Here is a 17,295-nt window from a genome sequence, read left to right on the forward strand (position 1 = left end):
CAGGCCGGAGTCTCGTGGTCAGTCACGGTCAATTCGGGTCACCCCAGCCACCGTCTTCTGGCCGACCTCGACGTCGGCCTCGACGCCCTCGGGAAGGTAGATGTCGACACGCGAACCGAAGCGGATCAGGCCGATCCGCTCGCCCTGCTCGACCTTCGTGCCCTGGGGGATGTAGGGCACGATGCGGCGGGCGACGGCGCCGGCGATCTGGATCATCTCGATGTCACCGATCTCGGTGTCGAAGTGCCAGACGACGCGCTCGTTGTTCTCGCTCTCCTTGTTGAACGCCGGGACGAAGCCGCCGGGGATGTGCTCGACGGAGGTCACGGTGCCCGCGAGGGGAGCGCGGTTCACGTGCACGTTCAGAGGGCTCATGAAGATCGCGACGCGGGTGCGCCCGTCCTTCCACGGCATGATGCTCTGCACCACACCGTCGGCCGGGGAGATGACCCGGCCCTCGGTGATCTCGCGCTCGGGGTCGCGGAAGAACCACAGCATGCCGGCCGCCAGAGCGGTGGTCGGTACGGCGAGTGCGGCTGCCTTCTTGGAGCGACGCGAGCGCGCCAGGCTGAGGGCAGCCGTGGCGACGGTCGGGAGAAGCCACGGCGAGGCTCCGCGCGCAAGACGTCCCTTGAGGACGCCGTCGCGTGGTGCAGAGATTTGGCTGTGGGGCATGGATGACCTTCGTAGCGGATGAGGCCGCGCAGTTTACGGGGGGACGGCGGCTTTTCCGGGGATGCTATCGGTTGCGAGCCACAACTGGGCAAGCCAGGAAGCCACATCGGACGGTAGGCATCCCCCGGAGCGCGCCTACGGGGTGTGATCTTCTTCGCGAAGAAACACCCCGTAAACGGACATCTTGCCCAGGATCAGCCTTGGGATCGATACTCCTCGAGGAGTCGACGACCAATGATCATTTTCTGGATCTCGGCGGTACCTTCGCCGATCAGCAACATCGGTGCCTCGCGGTAGAGACGCTCGATCTCGTACTCCTTGGAGAAGCCGTAGCCGCCGTGGATCCGGAACGCGTCCTCCACGACTTCCTTGCAGTATTCGGAGGCCAGGTACTTGGCCATCCCTGCTTCGAGGTCGTTACGTTCCCCGGAGTCCTTTTTGCGTGCTGCATTGACCATCATCGCATGGGCGGCCTCGACCTTGGTGGCCATCTCGGCCAACTTGAACTGGATCGCCTGGTGCTGCGCGATGGGCTTTCCGAAAGTGTGCCGTTGCTGCGCGTAATCGACACCCAGTTCAAATGCACGCTGTGCGACGCCACAGCCACGCGCGGCGACATTCACGCGCCCGACTTCCACGCCGTCCATCATTTGATAGAAGCCCCGGCCGGTCTCCCCGCCCAATACGCGATTGGCCGGAATGCGCAGGTCATCCATGATGAGTTCGGTCGTGTCGACGCCCTTGTACCCCATCTTGTCGATCTTTCCGGGGATGGTCAGGCCCGGACGGACCTCACCGAAACCGGGTTCCTTCTCCACGAGGAACGTCGTCATCGACTTGTGCGGCGCGGAGCCCTCCGGGTGACCTTCATCACTTCGCGTGAGAACCGCCACAAGCGTTGACGAACCACCGTTCGTCAGCCACATCTTCTGGCCGTTCAGAAGGTAACTGTCGCCGTCCTTAACCGCCTTTGACGTGATGGCCGACACGTCGGAGCCAAGTCCCGGTTCGGACATGGAGAATGCGCCGCGCACCTCGCCGAGCGCCATGCGGGGCAGGAAGTGGTCCTTCTGCTCCTGCGTCCCGTGCTGCTTGAGCATGTAGGCGACGATGAAGTGGGTGTTGATGATGCCGGAGACCGACATCCAGCCGCGCGCTATCTCCTCCACGCACAGCGCATATGTGAGCAGTGACTCGCCCAGACCCCCGTACTCCTCGGGAATCATGAGCCCGAACAGGCCCAACTCCTTGAGCCCGTCGACGATCTGCTGCGGGTACTCGTCGCGGTGCTCGAGTTCGGTCGCGACCGGGAGGATCTCTTTGTCGACGAAGTCCCTGACGGTGGACAGAATTTCCTGCTGCACGTCCGTGAGACCGGCGGTCTGGGCGAGTCGGCTCATGGCTACTTCTCCTGCTGCTTGAGTTCTGGACGGCCGGGCTGCTCGCCGCCGCGTTCCTTGATGTACGTCTCGGTGGGCACCATCACCTTGCGGCGGAAGATGCAGACGAGCGTGCCGTCCTGCTTGTAGCCCTTGGTCTCCACGTAGACGATGCCGCGGTCCGATTTCGACTTGGACGGAGTCTTGTCCAGGACCGTGGTCTCGCCGTAGATGGTGTCGCCGTGGAAGGTCGGCGCCACGTGCTTGAGCGACTCGATCTCCAGGTTGGCGATCGCCTTGCCCGACACATCGGGCACGGACATCCCGAGGAGGAGCGAGTAGATGTAGTTCCCGACGACGACGTTCTTGCCGAAGTCCGTCGTCTTCTCCGCATAGTTCGAGTCCATGTGGAGCGGGTGATGGTTCATCGTCAGGAGACAGAAGAGATGGTCGTCGTACTCGGTGACCGTTTTTCCGGGCCAGTGCTTGTAGACGTCCCCGACGGTGAACTCTTCGTAAGTGCGGCCGAACTGCATTCTCGCTACGCCTCCGGGATCTCGAACTTCGACGTGCGCTGCATGCCGGCCGCACGTCCCTTCCCGGAGATGACGAGCGCCATCTTCCGGCTGGCCTCGTCGATCATCTCGTCGCCGAGCATCGCGGAGCCCTTCTTGCCGCCGGCCTCGGACGTGCAGTAGTCGTACGCGTCCAGGATCAGCTCGGCGTGGTCGTAGTCCTCCTGGGAGGGCGAGAAGACCTCGTTGGCGGCCTCGACCTGGCCGGGGTGCAGGACCCACTTGCCGTCGAAGCCGAGCGCGGCGGCGCGGCCCGCGACCTCGCGGAAGCCGTCGACGTTCTTGATCTGCAGGTAGGGGCCGTCGATCGCCTGGAGGTCGTTCGCGCGGGCCGCCATAAGGATCTTCATCAGGATGTAGTGGTACGCGTCGGCGCCGTAGCCGGGCGGCTGCTCGCCGACGACCAGGGACTTCATGTTGATGGAGGCCATGAAGTCGGCCGGGCCGAAGATGATGGTCTCGGTGCGCGGCGAGGCCTCGGCGATCGCGTTGACGTTGTTGAGGCCCTGCGCGTTCTCGATCTGCGCCTCGATGCCGATCTTGCCGACCTCGAAGCCCATCGTCTTCTCGATCTGGGTGAGGAGGAGGTCGAGGGCGACGACCTGCTCGGCGTTCTGCACCTTCGGCAGCATGATGCAGTCGAGGTTCTGGCCCGCGCCCTCGACGACGGTCACGACGTCGCGGTATGTCCACTCGGTCGTCCAGTCGTTGACCCGCACGACGCGCGTCTTGCCCGTCCAGTCGCCCTCGTTGAGGAACTTGACGATGGTGTGCCGCGCCTCCGGCTTGGCGAGCGGGGCGCAGGCGTCCTCCAGGTCGAGGAAGACCTGGTCGGCGTCGAGGCCCTGGGCCTTCTCCAGGAAGCGGGGGTTCGAGCCGGGCACGGCGAGGCAGGAACGGCGCGGGCGAAGGCGGTTGACCTGGGTCATGCGGGGACCTCCAGTGGGTCGAGGTGGTTCGCTGTGCGGATCTCGTCGACGATACGGCCGATGATCTCCGTGATGCCGAAGTCCTTGGGGGTGAAGACGGCGGCCACACCCGCCCGCTTCAGGTCTGCGGCATCGGCATTCGGGATGATGCCCCCGACGATCACGGGGATGTCGGTGGCGCCCGCCTCACGCAGGCGGGCGAGCACGTCGGGCACCAGCTCGGCGTGCGAACCGGACAGGATCGACAGGCCGACGCAGTGCACGTCCTCGGCGAGCGCGGCGGACACGATCTGTTCGGGCGTGAGCCGGATGCCCTGGTAGACCACCTCGAACCCGGCGTCGCGGGCCCGTACGGCGATCTGCTCGGCGCCGTTGGAGTGTCCGTCGAGGCCCGGCTTGCCGACCAGGAGGCGGAGCTTGCCGCCCATTTCGTCACCGGTGCGGCGGACCTTCTCGCGGACCTCGGCCATCGGCGTGCCCTCCTCGGCGGTGACCGCGACCGGCGCCGACGAGACGCCCGTGGGGGCGCGGAACTCGCCGAACACCTCGCGCAGGGCCGCGGCCCACTCGCCGGTCGTGACCCCGGCGCGGGCGCATTCGAGGGTGGCCTCCATGAGGTTCTCCGTGCCGACCGCGGCCTCCTTGAGGCGGTCGAGCGCCTGCCCGGTGGTCGGGTAGTGGAACGGATCGCCCATGCCCTGCCGGTCGGAGGACTCCTCACGCGTCGTACGCCAGTCACCGATGGCCCGGACGACCCGCGCCTCGACGTCGTGGTCCACCGTCATGATCGCGGTGTCCAGGTCGGCGGTGAGCGGGTTCGGCTCGGTCGACTCGTAGACGTTCACGCCGACGATCTTCTCCTCGCCGGCCTCGATCCGCGCGCGGCGCTCCGCGTGCGAGGAGACGAGCTGCGACTTGAGGTAGCCGGACTCGACGGCGGCCATGGCGCCGCCCATCTCCTGGATCCGGTCGATCTCGGCGAAGGACTCGGCGACCAGCTCGTCGACCTTCTTCTCGATGACGTGCGAGCCCGCGAAGATGTCCTCGTACTCCAACAGGTCGCTCTCGTGGGCGAGGACCTGCTGGATGCGCAGGGACCACTGCTGGTCCCAGGGCCGGGGGAGGCCCAACGCCTCGTTCCAGGCGGGGAGTTGGACGGCGCGGGCGCGCGCGTCCTTGGAGAGCGTCACGGCCAGCATCTCGAGCACGATCCGCTGGACGTTGTTCTCCGGCTGGGCCTCGGTCAGGCCGAGGGAGTTGACCTGCACCCCGTACCGGAAGCGGCGCTGCTTCGCGTTCTCGATGCCGTACCGCTCGCGCGTGATCTGGTCCCAGATCCGCCCGAACGCCCGCATCTTGCACATCTCCTCGATGAAGCGGACTCCCGCGTTCACGAAGAAGGAGATGCGGGCCACGACGTCCCCGAACTTCTCCTCGGGGACCTGCCCTGAGTCGCGTACGGCATCGAGAACCGCGATGGCGGTGGACATCGCGTAGGCGATCTCCTGGACCGGAGTGGCCCCCGCCTCCTGGAGGTGGTAGCTGCAGATGTTGATCGGGTTCCACTTCGGCATGTTGGCGACCGTGTACGTGATCATGTCGGTCGTGAGCCGGAGCGAGGGGCCCGGAGGGAACACGTGCGTGCCCCGCGACAGGTACTCCTTGACGATGTCGTTCTGCGTCGTTCCCTGGAGCGCCGCGATGTCCGCGCCCTGCTCCTCCGCGACGACCTGATAGAGCGCCAGGGTCCACATGGCGGTGGCGTTGATGGTCATCGAGGTGTTCATCTGCTCCAGCGGGATGTCCTGGAACAGCCGCCGCATGTCACCGAGATGGGACACCGGGACGCCGACCCGGCCGACCTCGCCGCGGGCGAGGATGTGGTCGGGGTCGTAGCCGGTCTGGGTCGGCAGGTCGAAGGCGACCGACAGACCCGTCTGCCCCTTGGCGAGGTTGTTCCGGTACAGCTCGTTGGACGCCTCGGCCGTGGAGTGACCGGCGTACGTGCGCATCAGCCACGGCCGGTCCTTCTGGCGCTCAGTCATCTGCACTGTCTCCTACGGGAGTTCAGACGGAAGGTCAGACGTTCCGGAACCGGTTGATGGCGTCGATGTGCTGCGCCCGCTTCTCGTGGTCGCGCACGCCGAGGCCCTCCTCGGGGGCGAGCGCGAGGACGCCGACCTTGCCCTGGTGGAGGTTGCGGTGCACGTCGTACGCGGCCTGGCCGGTGTCCTCCAGGGAGTAGACCTTCGACAGCGTCGGGTGGATCTTGCCCTTGGCGATCAGGCGGTTGGCCTCCCACGCCTCGCGGTAGTTGGCGAAGTGCGAGCCGATGATGCGCTTCAGGGACATCCACAGGTAGCGGTTGTCGTACTCGTGGTTGTAGCCGGAGGTCGAGGCACAGGTGACGATGGTGCCGCCCTTGCGCGTGACGTAGACGGAGGCGCCGAAGGTCTCGCGGCCGGGGTGCTCGAAGACGATGTCGACGTCCTCGCCGCCGGTGAGTTCGCGGATCCGCTTGCCGAACCGCTTCCACTCGCGCGGGTCCTGGTTGTGCTCGTCCTTCCAGAACTTGTAGCCCTCGGCGTTCCGGTCGATGATCGCGTCGGCGCCCATGGCCCGGCAGATGTCGGCCTTCTGCTCGCTGCTGACGACACAGATGGGGTTGGCGCCGCCGGCGAGCGCGAACTGCGTGGCGTAACTGCCGAGTCCACCCGAGGCGCCCCAGATGAGGACGTTGTCGCCCTGCTTCATTCCGGCGCCGTTGCGGGACACCAGCTGGCGGTACGCGGTGGAGTTCACGAGGCCGGGAGCGGCGGCCTCCTCCCAGCTGAGGTGGTCCGGCTTCGGCATCAGCTGGTTGGACTTCACGAGCGCGATCTCGGCGAGGCCGCCGAAGTTGGTCTCGAAGCCCCAGATGCGCTGCTCGGGGTCGAGCATCGTGTCGTTGTGCCCGTCGCTCGACTCCAGCTCGACGCTGAGGCAGTGCGCGACGACCTCGTCGCCCGGGTGCCAGGCGTTCACGCCGGGGCCGGTTCGCAGCACGACGCCGGCGAGGTCGGAGCCGATGATGTGGTACGGCAGGTCGTGACGCTTCGTCAGTTCGCTCAACTTGCCGTAGCGCTCCAGGAATCCGAAGGTCGCCATCGGCTCGAAGATCGAGGTCCAGACGGAGTTGTAGTTCACGGAGGAGGCCATGACGGCGACGAGCGCCTCGCCGGGGCCGAGCTCGGGAACCGGCACATCGTCCAGGTGGATCGACTTGCGCGGGTCCTTCTCGCGGGTCTCGAGCCCGGCGAACATCTCCGTCTCGTCCTTGTGCACGGTGATCGCGCGGTACGAGTCGGGGATCGGCATGGCGGCGAAGTCGGCAGACGTGGCGGTCTGCGACTGAATCGCGTCCAGGATGTCCTTCACGGTGGTGCCTCCGGCGGTGAGCGTCTGAGGGGAACGCTGAGTCGGGTGTGGCTGATGGCTGCGGTGGTGCGGTGAGGGTGTGTGCCGTCGGTTCGGCGGGGTGGTGCTGTGGCAGCGCTGGGTGTGGCGCGGAAGGTTGCCTGTGACGCAGGCGTCCGGGCGCGCGAATCACGGTCGTACGTGCCTCGCGGGGACAGCCCTCGCACGGAAGTTTTCCATGCGCCGGCCGCCCGGACACCTTCAACGTATGGCACGCCGTGACAACACACAAGGCACTGCGTGCCATTAATTTCGCTCAGGTGAATTTTTTGTTGTTCAAGTGAGCGATGATCGATCAGGCGAGGTCAGGGGCGGGTTTCCGGGCGTGGAAAGGATCGATGATCGATCGCCGCGGCCGGTGGCGGTGTGGAAGGGGAACGCAAAAGGCGCCTCACCTGGCACTGCGTGCCAGGTGAGGCGCCTTGGAAGCGGCGGCCCCGCTACCGGTTCCTGAGGGCCTCTTCGATCGTGCGCATGACCTCCGGCAGCGGCGCGTCCGTGCGCGCCACCGTCACCAGGACCTCGCCGTTCTGCGAGACCTGCGCGGGGGCCGAGGGCGCGGCCGGGGTGCGGCCCGCGCCGATGCCGGTGCCGAACGTGCGGCGCACGATGGCGAAGGCGTGGTCGAGCTGGGTCTCGACGTCGCCCTGGCCGCCGGCCCGCAGCCAGCGGCGCAGCACGTGGTTGTGGGCCGTGACGACGGCGGAGGCGGCCACCTCGGCGAGCAACGGGTCGTCGTTGCCGTCGTGGTGGGCCTGCTCGTCGAAGTGGCCCAGGAGATAGCGGGTGAACAGGCGCTCGTAGCGGGCCACCGAGGCGATCTCGGCCTCGCGCAGCGTCGGCACCTCGCGGGTCAGCTGGTAGCGGGCCACCGCCACCGTCGGCGACGCCGCGTACATCTTCATGACTTCCTTGATGCCCCGGCAGACCGTGTCCAGCGGGTGCTCCAGGGGCGGCGCCGCGTTCAGGACGGCCTCCGCGCGCACCAGGGTGTCGTCGTGGTCCGGGAAGATCGCCTCTTCCTTGGAGCGGAAGTGGCGGAAGAACGTGCGCCGGGCGACCCCGGCCGTCGCGGCGATCTCGTCGACCGTCGTCGCCTCGTACCCCTTCGTGGCGAAGAGTTCCATCGCCGCGGCCGCCAGCTCGCGGCGCATCTTGAGCCGCTGGGCGGCGGCCCGATTGCCCGCGGCGCTCTCCGGAGCGTCGGGCGTGGCGGAGGTACGAGTGGACTGGTCGGCCTTGGGCATGACCCGAACGTACTGCATGTACGTGCCCGGTGGTGCCCCGGTCAGCGGGCCGCCCGACTCCCCGAGCAGCCCACCCCAACCGGATTCCGCCTCCCCGACCGAATCAGCGCTTGGCATATTCGCGGAAACCACGGCCCGTCTTGCGGCCGAGGCAGCCCGCGGCCACCAGGTGCTCCAGGAGCGGTGCGGGGGCGAGGCCCGGGTCGCGGAACTCGCGGTGCAGGACGCGCTCGATGGCGAGCGAGACGTCCAGGCCGACCACGTCGAGGAGTTCGAACGGGCCCATCGGGTAGCCGCCGCCGAGCTTCATCGCGGCGTCGATGTCGTCGAGCGAGGCGTAGTGCTCCTCGACCATCTTGATCGCGTTGTTCAGGTACGGGAAGAGCAGCGCGTTCACGATGAACCCGGCCCGGTCCCCGCAGTCCACGGGGTGCTTGCGGACCTTGCGGGTCAGCTCGCGGACGGTGGCGTGCACCTCGTCGGACGTGAGCACCGTGCGCACGACCTCGACCAGCTTCATGGCCGGCGCCGGATTGAAGAAGTGCATGCCGATGACGTCCTGCGGGCGCGAGGTGGCGCGGGCGCAGGCGACGACGGGCAGCGAGGAGGTCGTGGTCGCGAGGATCGCGCCGGGCTTGCAGACCTTGTCGAACGTCGCGAACAGCTGCCGCTTGACGTCCAGGTCCTCGGCGACGGCCTCCAGTGCCAGATCGACATCGGCGAACGCGTCGTAGGAACCGGCGGGGGAGATGCGCCCGAGCGTGTCCTCGGCGTTCTCCGCGGTCATCCGGCCCTTGTCGACGGAGCGCCGGAGCGACTTGGCGATACGGGACTTGGCCGCCTCCGCCTTCTCCTCGCTGCGGGCCGCGAGCACCACGTCGTACCCGGCCTTCGCGAACACCTCGGCGATCCCGGACGCCATCGTCCCCGAGCCCGCGACGCCGACGGAGCGCACAGTGCGGGAGGGCCCCGTGAGGGAGTCGCTCAGCGGCGTCAGCGCGTCGCGCACCACGACGGAGCTGCCCGGCGCCTCGTACGTGTAGAAACCACGGCCCGCCTTGCGCCCGGTCAGACCCGCCTCGCTGAGCTGCTTGAGGATCGGGGCGGGGGCGTGCAGCCGGTCGTGCGACTCCGAGTACATGGCGTCGAGCACCGTACGCGCGGTGTCGACGCCGATCAGGTCGAGCAGGGCGAGCGGGCCCATCGGCAGCCCGCAGCCCAGCTTCATCGCGGAGTCGATGTCCTCGCGCGAGGCGTACTTGGCCTCGTACATCGCGGCGGCCTGGTTGAGGTAGCCGAAAAGCAGCCCGTCGGCGACGAAGCCGGGCCGGTCGCCCACCGCCACCGGGTCCTTGCCCAGCTCGATGGCGAGATCGGTGACGGTGGCGACGGCGGCCGGCGCGGTGAGCACGCTGGAGACCACCTCGACGAGCTTCATCGCCGGCGCCGGGTTGAAGAAGTGCAGGCCGATGACGCGCTCGGGCCGCGCCGAATCGGCGGCGAGCCGGGTCACCGAGAGCGCGTTGGTGCCGGTCGCGAGGATGGTGTCGGGGCGCACGACGCCGTCGAGTTCGCGGAAGACCTGCTGCTTGATCTCGTACGACTCCGGGACGACCTCGATCACCAGGTCGGCCTCGGCCGCGGCCTGCAGATCGGTGAACGTACGGAAGCGGGCGAGCAGGTCCGCCCGCTGCTGCTCGGTGAGGTGCTCGCGGCGCACCGCACGCGCCGTCGAGGCCTCCATGGACGCCACGGCCTGCGCGGTGGCGGACTCGCTGATGTCGATGCCGACGACCTCGCGCCCGGCACGGGCCAGGACCTCGGCGATGCCGGTGCCCATCGTGCCGAGGCCGACGACGGCCACAGTTGAGATACGGGACAGGGGAGCGTCCATCTGGGGACTCCAGAAAATGAGGGTGAGGACTGCTGCGACTGATCCGCCGCACGCACGCGAACCGGGCAGGAATGAACTGCGCGAGCTGTGTGAGCTGCGCGTGCTGCCAACGGGTGTGGGCGGTGCGGGAGTTGAATCGAACCGGCGGCCCTGTCCCGGGGCCGAGCCGTACTGCGGTACACACGGGTACCGAACCGACTGACACTCACGACGGCTGCGTCACCAGGCCGCCGCGAGCGGTGCTGCGGGAAGTATGCCCCGCTCACCTGAGCTTAACCAGCGAGTAATGAGCGCGCCAGCCCTCGCCGTTGAAAGGTCGCTGTGATCTACGTCGCCGCAGGCCGTGCGCGTCTACCCTCGACGTCATGGACGAAGAGTCGCGAACGGTAACGGAACGCATCCGGAAGGAATCCGGCGGAACGCCCGCGTTCGAGCAGCTGGCCGCCTCCCACGACCGGGATGAGCTGGCGGCGGTGCTGACCGCGCCGCAGCAGCCGCTGTGGGCGCGGGAACTGGCGGCGTACCGGCTCGGCATGGCGGGCGACGGCCGCGCCTTCGAATCCCTCGTCCTGCTGCTCAACCACCGTGACCCGCAGCGCTGTGCCGCGGCGGCGCAGGCGCTGGCCGCGCTCGACGACCCGCGTACGGCGCGGGCGGCCGCCGCTCTGGCGACGAACGAGCTGCGCGTCGCCTACGCCCTGCACCCCATCCGCCTCCTCACCCAGCTCCGCGCCCCGGAGTCGGCCCCGGCCCTGATCGCCACGCTCCGTCGCCGCCTCGTCCCGCACGACCCGTACCGGAAGGTGGCCCTCGCCTGCGTGGAGGGCCTGGGCAGCCTCGCCGACCCGCGGGCCCGCGAGGTACTGAAAGAGGCGGCCACGCACCAGCGCCTCGCGATGGCGGCGGAGGCGGCGCTGGCGAGGCTGCCGCAGGGGTGAGGCGGGGCTGCCGCAGGGGCGGGCGGGGCGGCTGGGGCCTGTCGTTCGGGTCGGGCCCTACTCCGGCGTGACGGCCAGGGCCTCGATCTCCATCAGGAAGTCCGGCGACACCAGCGACGCGACCTGCACCGCGGAGGCGGCGGGCAGCCGGGCCGGGTCCAGGAACTCGTCGCGGGCCTGCCGCACGGCCGGCATATGGGCCACGTCCGTCACGAAGTACGTCACCTTCACCACGTCGTCGAAGGACGCCCCCGCCGCCGCCAGGCACCGGCGCAGATTCTCGAACACCTGCCGCGCCTGCGCCAACGGGTCGCCCGCGCCGACCAGTTCGCCCTTCTCGTCGAGGGCGAGCTGACCGGACACGGCGATGAAGCGACCACTGCCCATGACCACGTGGCTGTAGGCGGCGGCCGGCGCGACGCCGTCGGGGGTGGGGATGTGGGTGAGGTGTGTCATGGGTTCATGTGTCATGGGTTCCATCCTCACAGCAGTGTGAGCTGGGTCGGCGCCGGCTCGGGGGCCGGCTCCTCCTCGCGGGCGGGGATGCGTCGGGGCGCGGCCGCCCGGGACGGGCCGATGCCGAACTCCTCGGCCAGCTCGTGGACTTGGCGGGTCACGCGGCGCTGGTACCACTTCGGGGCGTAGGCGCCCTCCGCGTACAGCCGCTCGTAGCGGCGCACCAGGTGCGGGTGGTGCTGCGCCAGCCACCCCATGAACCACTCGCGGGCGCCGGGGCGCAGATGCAGCACCAGCGGGGTCACGGACGTCGCGCCCGCCTGGGCGATGGCGCGGACCGTCGCCCGCAGCTGATCAGGGTGGTCGCCGAGGAAGGGGATCACCGGGGCCATCAGGACCCCGCAGCCGATCCCCGCGTCGGTGAGGGCGCGTACGACATCGAGGCGGCGCTCGGGCGCGGGCGTGCCCGGCTCGACGGTGCGCCACAGCTCGCGGTCCACGAAGCCGACCGAGACCGAGATCCCGACGTCCGTCACCTCCGCCGCCTGGCGAAGGACCGGCAGGTCGCGCAGGATCAGCGTGCCCTTCGTCAGGATCGAGAACGGGTTCGCGAAGTCGCGCAGCGCCTCGATAATGCCGGGCATCAACTGGTAGCGACCCTCGGCCCGTTGATAGCAGTCGACGTTCGTGCCCATCGCGATGTGCTCGCCGTGCCAGCGGCGCGAGGCGAGGTGGTGGCGCAGCAGCTGCGGCGCGTTCATCTTCACCACGATCTGACTGTCGAAGCCGAGCCCGGTGTCGAGGTCCAGATAGCGGTGGGTGTTGCGGGCGAAGCAGTAGACGCACGCGTGAGTGCAGCCGCGGTACGGGTTGACGGTCCACTCGAACGGCATCCGGGACGCCCCCGGCACCCGGTTCACGATCGACCGGGCCCGGATCTCGTGGAACGTCACGCCTGCGAATTCAGGGGTGTCGAATGTGCGGCTCACGACCGCGTCCGCGCCGAACAGCGCGGCATCCCGGGCTCGCCCATGGTCGGCGGGTTCGTCCGTGAGGTTCTCCCAGCGCATGACGCCTCCTCGGTAGCACTGACCACAGAATAGAACACATGTTCCCTTGATCGTGCGAACCCGGTGCGATCCCCGTACGGCCCCCGTGTGAACGCCCTACGTAGCAGGTGTGGCCGGGGTCCGGCCCCGATTTGGGCGGCCGGTACGGAGGGTGGTTGGCTTGACACCGCCCATGGGTCGGTCGTCACGCTCCCGTCTGCCCGGCGGCCCGGGCGGTCCCTGAAGAACCAATTGCTGGAGGAAGTGTCATGGCGCAGGTCGAGGCCACCATGGAACGTGTCGTCGCCGCGAAGCCGGACGACGTCTTCGACGCCCTCGCCGACTACAGCGGCACGCGCGCGAAGATGCTGCCCGAGCACTTCAGTGAGTACGAGGTGCGCGAGGGCGGTGACGGCGAGGGCACGCTCGTGCACTGGAAGCTCCAGGCCACCAGCAAGCGCGTGCGCGACTGCCTGCTCGACGTGACCGAGCCGACCGACGGCGAGCTCGTCGAGACGGACCGCAACTCCTCCATGGTCACGACGTGGCGCGTCACGCCGGCCGGTGAAGGCCAGTCGCGCGTCACCGTCACGACCGTGTGGAACGGTGCGGGCGGCATCGGCGGCTTCTTCGAGAAGACCTTCGCCCCCAAGGGTCTCGGCCGCATCTACGACGCCGTGCTCGAGGGGCTGGCCGCCCAGGTCGAGAAGTAACCCGCGTGGGCGGGCAGTTGTGAGGCTCGCGTTGTGACCCTCGCGCACTGATTCGCCGCTCACCGTTTCGAGTGGTTCTCGTTCTGCCGCCGTTGTACGCCGTAGGGCTCCTACCGGCGGATACGTCGATCCGGCCCACCTGAACAGCGACTCGTCGCGCTTGCTCCCAGTTGTCGCGTAATGCGAGAAATGGCCGCGCAAGGGCGACGAGGGGAGCTTCAGGTGGGCACGGTGACGCTGGTGACCGATCCGGTCGGGGATCCGGTGGCCCCACCCGACCACCCGCCGGAGCCGCAACGGCCCGCGGAGCCCGCCGAGTTGCCCGGCCACGGGCTCAGCCCGCGCCGCGTGCGCATGGTCTTCGTCGGCCTGATGCTGGCGCTGCTGCTCGCCGCCCTCGAGCAGATGATCGTCGCCACGGCGCTGCCCCGGATCGTCGGCGAACTGCACGGCCTGGACAAGATGTCCTGGGCGATCACCGCCTACCTGCTGACCTCCACCATCGGCCTGCCGGTCTACGGAAAGCTCGGCGACCTCTTCGGCCGCAAGGGCGTCTTCCAGTTCGCGATCGTCGTCTTCATCGTCGGCTCCGCGCTCGCGGGCCGCGCGCAGACGATGGACCAACTCATCGCGTTCCGCGCCCTCCAGGGCGTCGGCGCGGGCGGACTCATGATCGGCGTACAGGCGATCATCGGCGACATCGTGCCGCCGCGCGAACGCGGTCGCTACATGGGCCTGATCGGCGCCGCGTTCGGCCTCGCCTCGGTCGCGGGCCCGCTGCTCGGCGGCTACTTCACCGACCATCTGTCCTGGCGCTGGTGCTTCTACATCAACGTCCCGTTCGGCCTGCTCACCCTCGCGGTGACGGCGGTCGTCCTCAAGCTCCCCAAGCCGACGAAGAAGGCTCGACTCGACGTCATGGGCGCGCTGTTGCTGGCCGCCGCCTCCACCTGCCTTGTGCTGCTGACCAGTTGGGGCGGGACCGAGTACGAGTGGGGCGACCGCGTCATCATCGGGCTCGGCGCGGGCGCCTTCGCCTCGACGCTTCTGTTCCTCCTCGCCGAGAAGTTCGCCGCCGAACCCCTCATCCCGCTGCGGCTGTTCCGCGACTCAGTGTTCAACGTCAGCGGGCTCGTCGGCATGGTCGTGGGCGTCGCGCTGTTCGGCGCGGCGAGCTATCTGCCGACGTTCCTCCAGATGGTCGACGGGGCGTCGGCCACCGAGTCGGGCCTGCTGATGCTGCCCATGATGGGCGGGGTGGTCATCGCCTCCATCGTCTCCGGCCAACTCATCAGCCACACGGGCCGCTACAAGCTCTACCCGATCCTCGGCGGCGCGCTGTCCACGGCGGGCATGTATCTGCTCTCCCGCCTCGAAGTGGACACCCCGCGCCTCGAATACAGCGTCTACATGGCCGTGTTGGGCGCAGGCATCGGCCTGATCATGCCGGTCCTCGTGCTCGCCGTGCAGAACTCCGTACGCGCCTCGGACCTCGGCACCGCCACCAGCGCCAACAACTACTTCCGGCAGATCGGCGGCAGCGTGGGCGCCGCGATCTTCGGCACGCTCTTCGCGAACCGGCTCGCCGACTCCCTCGCCGACCGCGTCCCCAGCGGCGGGCGGCTGCCCGACGCCGAGTCCATCACCCCGCAGCTCGTGCACGCGATGCCCGCGGCGCTGCGCACCCCGTACATCGAGGCATACGCCGACGCGATGCCCCGGATCTTCCTCTACCTGGTGCCGGTCCTCGTCCTTGGCCTGCTCCTCGCCTTCTTCCTCAAGGAGACACCGCTGTTGTCCAGTTCCGCCGGCTCCGTCGGCTCCGAGGCCCATGTCATTCCCGCGCAGGAGCGCACCTCCGGATACGCCGCCGGGCTCCCGGTCTGCGGGACCGTACGGCACTCCGACGGCACGCCGGTGCCGCGCGCCGCGCTCACCCTCATCGACGTGGGCGGCTCCCAGATCGGCCGCGGCGCGAGCGGCGACGACGGTCGCTACGCGCTCGCGACGCCGGGTACGGGGTCCTACGTCCTGATCGCGGCGGCCGGTGGCCACCAGCCGCAGGCCGTGACGGTCACGGTCGGCGAGCGCCCGGTCGACCTCGACGTGGTCCTCGGCGGCGCGGGTCGCCTGGCCGGATCGGTGCTCACGGCGGACGGAACTCCCGTACGCGAAGCGATCGTTACGTTGACTAACGTGCACGGTGAAGTGGTGTCGACGACGCGCTCCGGCCGCGAAGGCGGCTACGTCATCACGGAGTTGGTCGCCGGCGAGTACACCCTGGCGGCCAGCGCCCCCGCGTTCAGGCCGGCCGCGCTGCCGGTGACGGTGATGGCCTCCCGCGAGACCCGCCAGGACGTGGAGCTCGCGGGCGGAGCCATGCTGAGGGGGACGGTGCGGGCGGGTGGTGGTCGTCCGGTGGAGGATGCGCGGGTGACGTTGCTCGATGTCGCGGGCAACGTGGTGGACACGCTGACGACGGGCCCGGACGGCACGTTCCGCTTCGTGGACCTGGCGTCCGGCGAGTACACGGTGATCGCGGCGGGTTACCCGCCGGTGGCGACGGTCCTTCAGGTGGCGGGTGGGGGGCGCACGGAGCGTGACCTTCAGCTGGGGCACGAGGACTGACGTCGGGCCGGGCGCGGGGCTGCGCGGCACGGTCCCGTTCGGCCTGCGCCGCGGCCCCATCTCCCACGCGGGGCGTCGGCCGCCGTGTTCCGGGCGTGCCAGATGCGCGGCACCGGGCCCTTGCCGTGGTGGGCCCGCCCGTCCCCGCTGAACGTCCCCGTCCCCTCTCCGGCTGCGCCGGTGCCCGGCCATCTCCCACCCACCCGCCCCCTCCGGGGGCTTCGGCCTCCGTTGCCCTGGCGTAGGCAGGTGCGCGGCATCGGGCCCTTGCCGTGGTGGGCCCTGCCGTCCCGGCTGTACGGCCCCGTGCCCTCTCCGGCTGTGCCGGTACCCGGTCATCTCCCACCCGCCCGCCCCCTCCGGGGGCTTCGGCCCGTCCGGGGGCCGGTTGCTGCGTCGGGGCGGGGCCTGCTGTGAGGGGTGCGCGGCACCGTTCCGTTCAGACCGTGCCGCCGGCCCACTTCCCACCCGGGGGCTTCGGCCTCCGCTGCCCCGGCGTGACAGATGCGCAGCACCGGGACTTTGCCGTGGTCGGCCCTCTCGGCCCCGCTGCACGGCACCGTTCCGTTCAAGCTGCGCCGCTGGCTCATCTCCCATCCGGGGGCTTCGGCCTCCGTCGTCCTGGCGTAACAGATGCGCAGCACCGGGACTTTGCCCTGGTCGGCCCTCTCGGCCCCGCTGCACGTCCCCGTCCCGTTCAAGCTGCGCCGCTGGCTCATCTCCCATCCGGCCGCCCGCTCCGGGGCTTCGGCCCCCGTGGTCCGGGCGTGACAGATGCGCGGCATCGGGCTCCTTGTCGTGGTCGGCCCTCCCGTCCTCGCTGCACGTCCCCGTCCCGCTCAGGCTGTGCCGCCGGCCCATCGCCACCCCACCTGGGGCTTCGCCCCGGTTGTCCGGGCGTGCCCGCTTCGCGGCACCACCCCGTCCAGGTTGCGCCGCTGGCTCATCTCCCACCCGCCCGCCTCCTCCGGGGGCTTTGGCCCCCGTGTCCCTGGCGTGACGGGTGCGCGGCACCGGGAGCGTGCCGTGCTCGGCCCTCTCGGCCTCGTCGCGTGGCACCGCCCCGTTCAGGCTGCGCCGCATGCCCATCCCCACCCGGGGCTTCGGCCCCCGCGCAGCACTGGGGCCTTGCTGTGGTCGGCCCTCTGGCGCCGTTGCGCGGCAGCGTTGGGGCTGAGCGGCTGGCTCATCTCCCGCCCGCCCGCTCCGGGGGGCTTTGGCCCCCGTGGTCCTGGCGTGTCAGGTGCGCGGCACCGGGGCCTTTCCGTGGTCGACCTCCCCGGTTCCGCTCCGCGGCACCGCCCCGTCCAGGCTGCGCCGGGGCGGTGCCTGCTGTGAGGGGTGTGCTGCACCGGG

Annotated in this window: 15 protein-coding genes; 5 read left to right on the forward strand and 10 right to left on the reverse strand. The window is 69.4% G+C overall.

The genetic code is table 11. The features are described 5' to 3' along the window. Nucleotides 1-18 precede the first annotated feature (18 nt). The 8 genes from OG746_RS16755 to OG746_RS16790 all read right to left on the reverse strand — a co-directional run bounded on the left by OG746_RS16755 (nucleotide 19) and on the right by OG746_RS16790 (nucleotide 10,155). Nucleotides 19-675 (reverse strand): phosphatidylserine decarboxylase, encoded by a 657-nt coding sequence (locus OG746_RS16755; RefSeq protein WP_266715412.1) that lies wholly within the window; start codon nucleotides 673-675, stop codon nucleotides 19-21. A gap of 194 nt (nucleotides 676-869) precedes the next feature. Continuing rightward, complete coding sequence (locus tag OG746_RS16760) at nucleotides 870-2,075, reverse strand: acyl-CoA dehydrogenase family protein (RefSeq protein WP_266715413.1); 1,206 nt, start codon at nucleotides 2,073-2,075, stop codon at nucleotides 870-872. A 2-nt stretch (nucleotides 2,076-2,077) separates the two neighbouring features. Then, entirely contained in the window at nucleotides 2,078-2,590 is a 513-nt protein-coding gene (locus OG746_RS16765) for a MaoC family dehydratase (RefSeq protein WP_266715414.1), read from the reverse strand. 5 nt (nucleotides 2,591-2,595) lie between these two features. Continuing rightward, complete coding sequence (locus tag OG746_RS16770) at nucleotides 2,596-3,558, reverse strand: HpcH/HpaI aldolase/citrate lyase family protein (RefSeq protein WP_266715415.1); 963 nt, start codon at nucleotides 3,556-3,558, stop codon at nucleotides 2,596-2,598. Beyond that, complete coding sequence (locus OG746_RS16775; RefSeq protein WP_266715416.1) at nucleotides 3,555-5,603, reverse strand: ethylmalonyl-CoA mutase; 2,049 nt, start codon at nucleotides 5,601-5,603, stop codon at nucleotides 3,555-3,557. The genes OG746_RS16770 and OG746_RS16775 overlap by 4 nt, the downstream gene beginning before the upstream one ends. 34 nt (nucleotides 5,604-5,637) lie before the next feature. Continuing rightward, the gene (gene ccrA, locus OG746_RS16780; protein ID WP_266715417.1) at nucleotides 5,638-6,975 is read right to left on the reverse strand and encodes a crotonyl-CoA carboxylase/reductase; all 1,338 of its coding nucleotides are present in this window, start codon (nucleotides 6,973-6,975) and stop codon (nucleotides 5,638-5,640) included. 479 nt (nucleotides 6,976-7,454) lie between these two features. Beyond that, nucleotides 7,455-8,279, reverse strand: coding sequence for a TetR family transcriptional regulator (locus tag OG746_RS16785; RefSeq protein ID WP_443063230.1), 825 nt, complete (start codon nucleotides 8,277-8,279; stop codon nucleotides 7,455-7,457). Between the two features lie 85 nt (nucleotides 8,280-8,364). Then, nucleotides 8,365-10,155 (reverse strand): 3-hydroxyacyl-CoA dehydrogenase family protein, encoded by a 1,791-nt coding sequence (locus OG746_RS16790; protein WP_266715419.1) that lies wholly within the window; start codon nucleotides 10,153-10,155, stop codon nucleotides 8,365-8,367. A 365-nt stretch (nucleotides 10,156-10,520) separates the two neighbouring features. Here OG746_RS16790 and OG746_RS16795 point away from each other — a divergent pair, with 365 nt between their 5' ends. Then, nucleotides 10,521-11,093, forward strand: coding sequence for an adenylosuccinate lyase (locus OG746_RS16795; protein WP_266715420.1), 573 nt, complete (start codon nucleotides 10,521-10,523; stop codon nucleotides 11,091-11,093). 57 nt (nucleotides 11,094-11,150) lie between these two features. Here the strand turns inward: OG746_RS16795 and OG746_RS16800 are convergent, their stop codons facing one another. Further along, on the reverse strand, nucleotides 11,151-11,549 hold the full coding sequence (locus OG746_RS16800; RefSeq protein ID WP_266719003.1) for a RidA family protein: 399 nt from the start codon (nucleotides 11,547-11,549) through the stop codon (nucleotides 11,151-11,153). Nucleotides 11,550-11,575: 26 nt separating this feature from the next. Beyond that, on the reverse strand, nucleotides 11,576-12,619 hold the full coding sequence (locus OG746_RS16805; protein ID WP_266715421.1) for an Rv2578c family radical SAM protein: 1,044 nt from the start codon (nucleotides 12,617-12,619) through the stop codon (nucleotides 11,576-11,578). 248 nt (nucleotides 12,620-12,867) lie between these two features. Here OG746_RS16805 and OG746_RS16810 point away from each other — a divergent pair, with 248 nt between their 5' ends. From OG746_RS16810 to OG746_RS16825, 4 genes are all read left to right on the forward strand, one after another. Then, nucleotides 12,868-13,311: an SRPBCC family protein gene (locus tag OG746_RS16810; protein WP_266715422.1), complete on the forward strand. Its 444-nt coding sequence runs from the start codon at nucleotides 12,868-12,870 to the stop codon at nucleotides 13,309-13,311. 222 nt (nucleotides 13,312-13,533) lie between these two features. Next, on the forward strand, nucleotides 13,534-15,939 hold the full coding sequence (locus OG746_RS16815; RefSeq protein ID WP_266715423.1) for an MFS transporter: 2,406 nt from the start codon (nucleotides 13,534-13,536) through the stop codon (nucleotides 15,937-15,939). Nucleotides 15,940-16,443: 504 nt separating this feature from the next. Beyond that, nucleotides 16,444-16,569, forward strand: a complete 126-nt coding sequence (locus OG746_RS16820) for a hypothetical protein (RefSeq protein ID WP_266715424.1) — start codon at nucleotides 16,444-16,446, stop codon at nucleotides 16,567-16,569. A 3-nt stretch (nucleotides 16,570-16,572) separates the two neighbouring features. Beyond that, the gene (locus tag OG746_RS16825) at nucleotides 16,573-16,710 is read left to right on the forward strand and encodes a hypothetical protein (RefSeq protein WP_266715425.1); all 138 of its coding nucleotides are present in this window, start codon (nucleotides 16,573-16,575) and stop codon (nucleotides 16,708-16,710) included. The last annotated feature ends 585 nt before the right edge of the window (nucleotides 16,711-17,295 follow it).

Source organism: Streptomyces sp. NBC_01016 (genome assembly GCF_026341035.1).
Classification (GTDB): Bacteria; Actinomycetota; Actinomycetes; order Streptomycetales; family Streptomycetaceae; genus Streptomyces.

Bases quoted from the DNA above. Each gene is read 5' to 3' on its own strand.
- OG746_RS16755 (WP_266715412.1), bottom strand. From the start codon at position 675: ATGCCCCACAGCCAAATCTCTGCACCACGCGACGGCGTCCTCAAGGGA.
- OG746_RS16760 (WP_266715413.1), bottom strand. From the start codon at position 2,075: ATGAGCCGACTCGCCCAGACCGCCGGTCTCACGGACGTGCAGCAGGAA.
- OG746_RS16765 (WP_266715414.1), bottom strand. From the start codon at position 2,590: ATGCAGTTCGGCCGCACTTACGAAGAGTTCACCGTCGGGGACGTCTAC.
- OG746_RS16770 (WP_266715415.1), bottom strand. From the start codon at position 3,558: ATGACCCAGGTCAACCGCCTTCGCCCGCGCCGTTCCTGCCTCGCCGTG.
- OG746_RS16775 (WP_266715416.1), bottom strand. From the start codon at position 5,603: ATGACTGAGCGCCAGAAGGACCGGCCGTGGCTGATGCGCACGTACGCC.
- OG746_RS16785 (WP_443063230.1), bottom strand. From the start codon at position 8,279: ATGCAGTACGTTCGGGTCATGCCCAAGGCCGACCAGTCCACTCGTACC.
- OG746_RS16790 (WP_266715419.1), bottom strand. From the start codon at position 10,155: ATGGACGCTCCCCTGTCCCGTATCTCAACTGTGGCCGTCGTCGGCCTC.
- OG746_RS16795 (WP_266715420.1), top strand. From the start codon at position 10,521: ATGGACGAAGAGTCGCGAACGGTAACGGAACGCATCCGGAAGGAATCC.
- OG746_RS16800 (WP_266719003.1), bottom strand. From the start codon at position 11,549: ATGACACACCTCACCCACATCCCCACCCCCGACGGCGTCGCGCCGGCC.
- OG746_RS16805 (WP_266715421.1), bottom strand. From the start codon at position 12,619: ATGCGCTGGGAGAACCTCACGGACGAACCCGCCGACCATGGGCGAGCC.
- OG746_RS16810 (WP_266715422.1), top strand. From the start codon at position 12,868: ATGGCGCAGGTCGAGGCCACCATGGAACGTGTCGTCGCCGCGAAGCCG.
- OG746_RS16820 (WP_266715424.1), top strand. From the start codon at position 16,444: ATGCGCAGCACCGGGACTTTGCCGTGGTCGGCCCTCTCGGCCCCGCTG.
- OG746_RS16825 (WP_266715425.1), top strand. From the start codon at position 16,573: ATGCGCAGCACCGGGACTTTGCCCTGGTCGGCCCTCTCGGCCCCGCTG.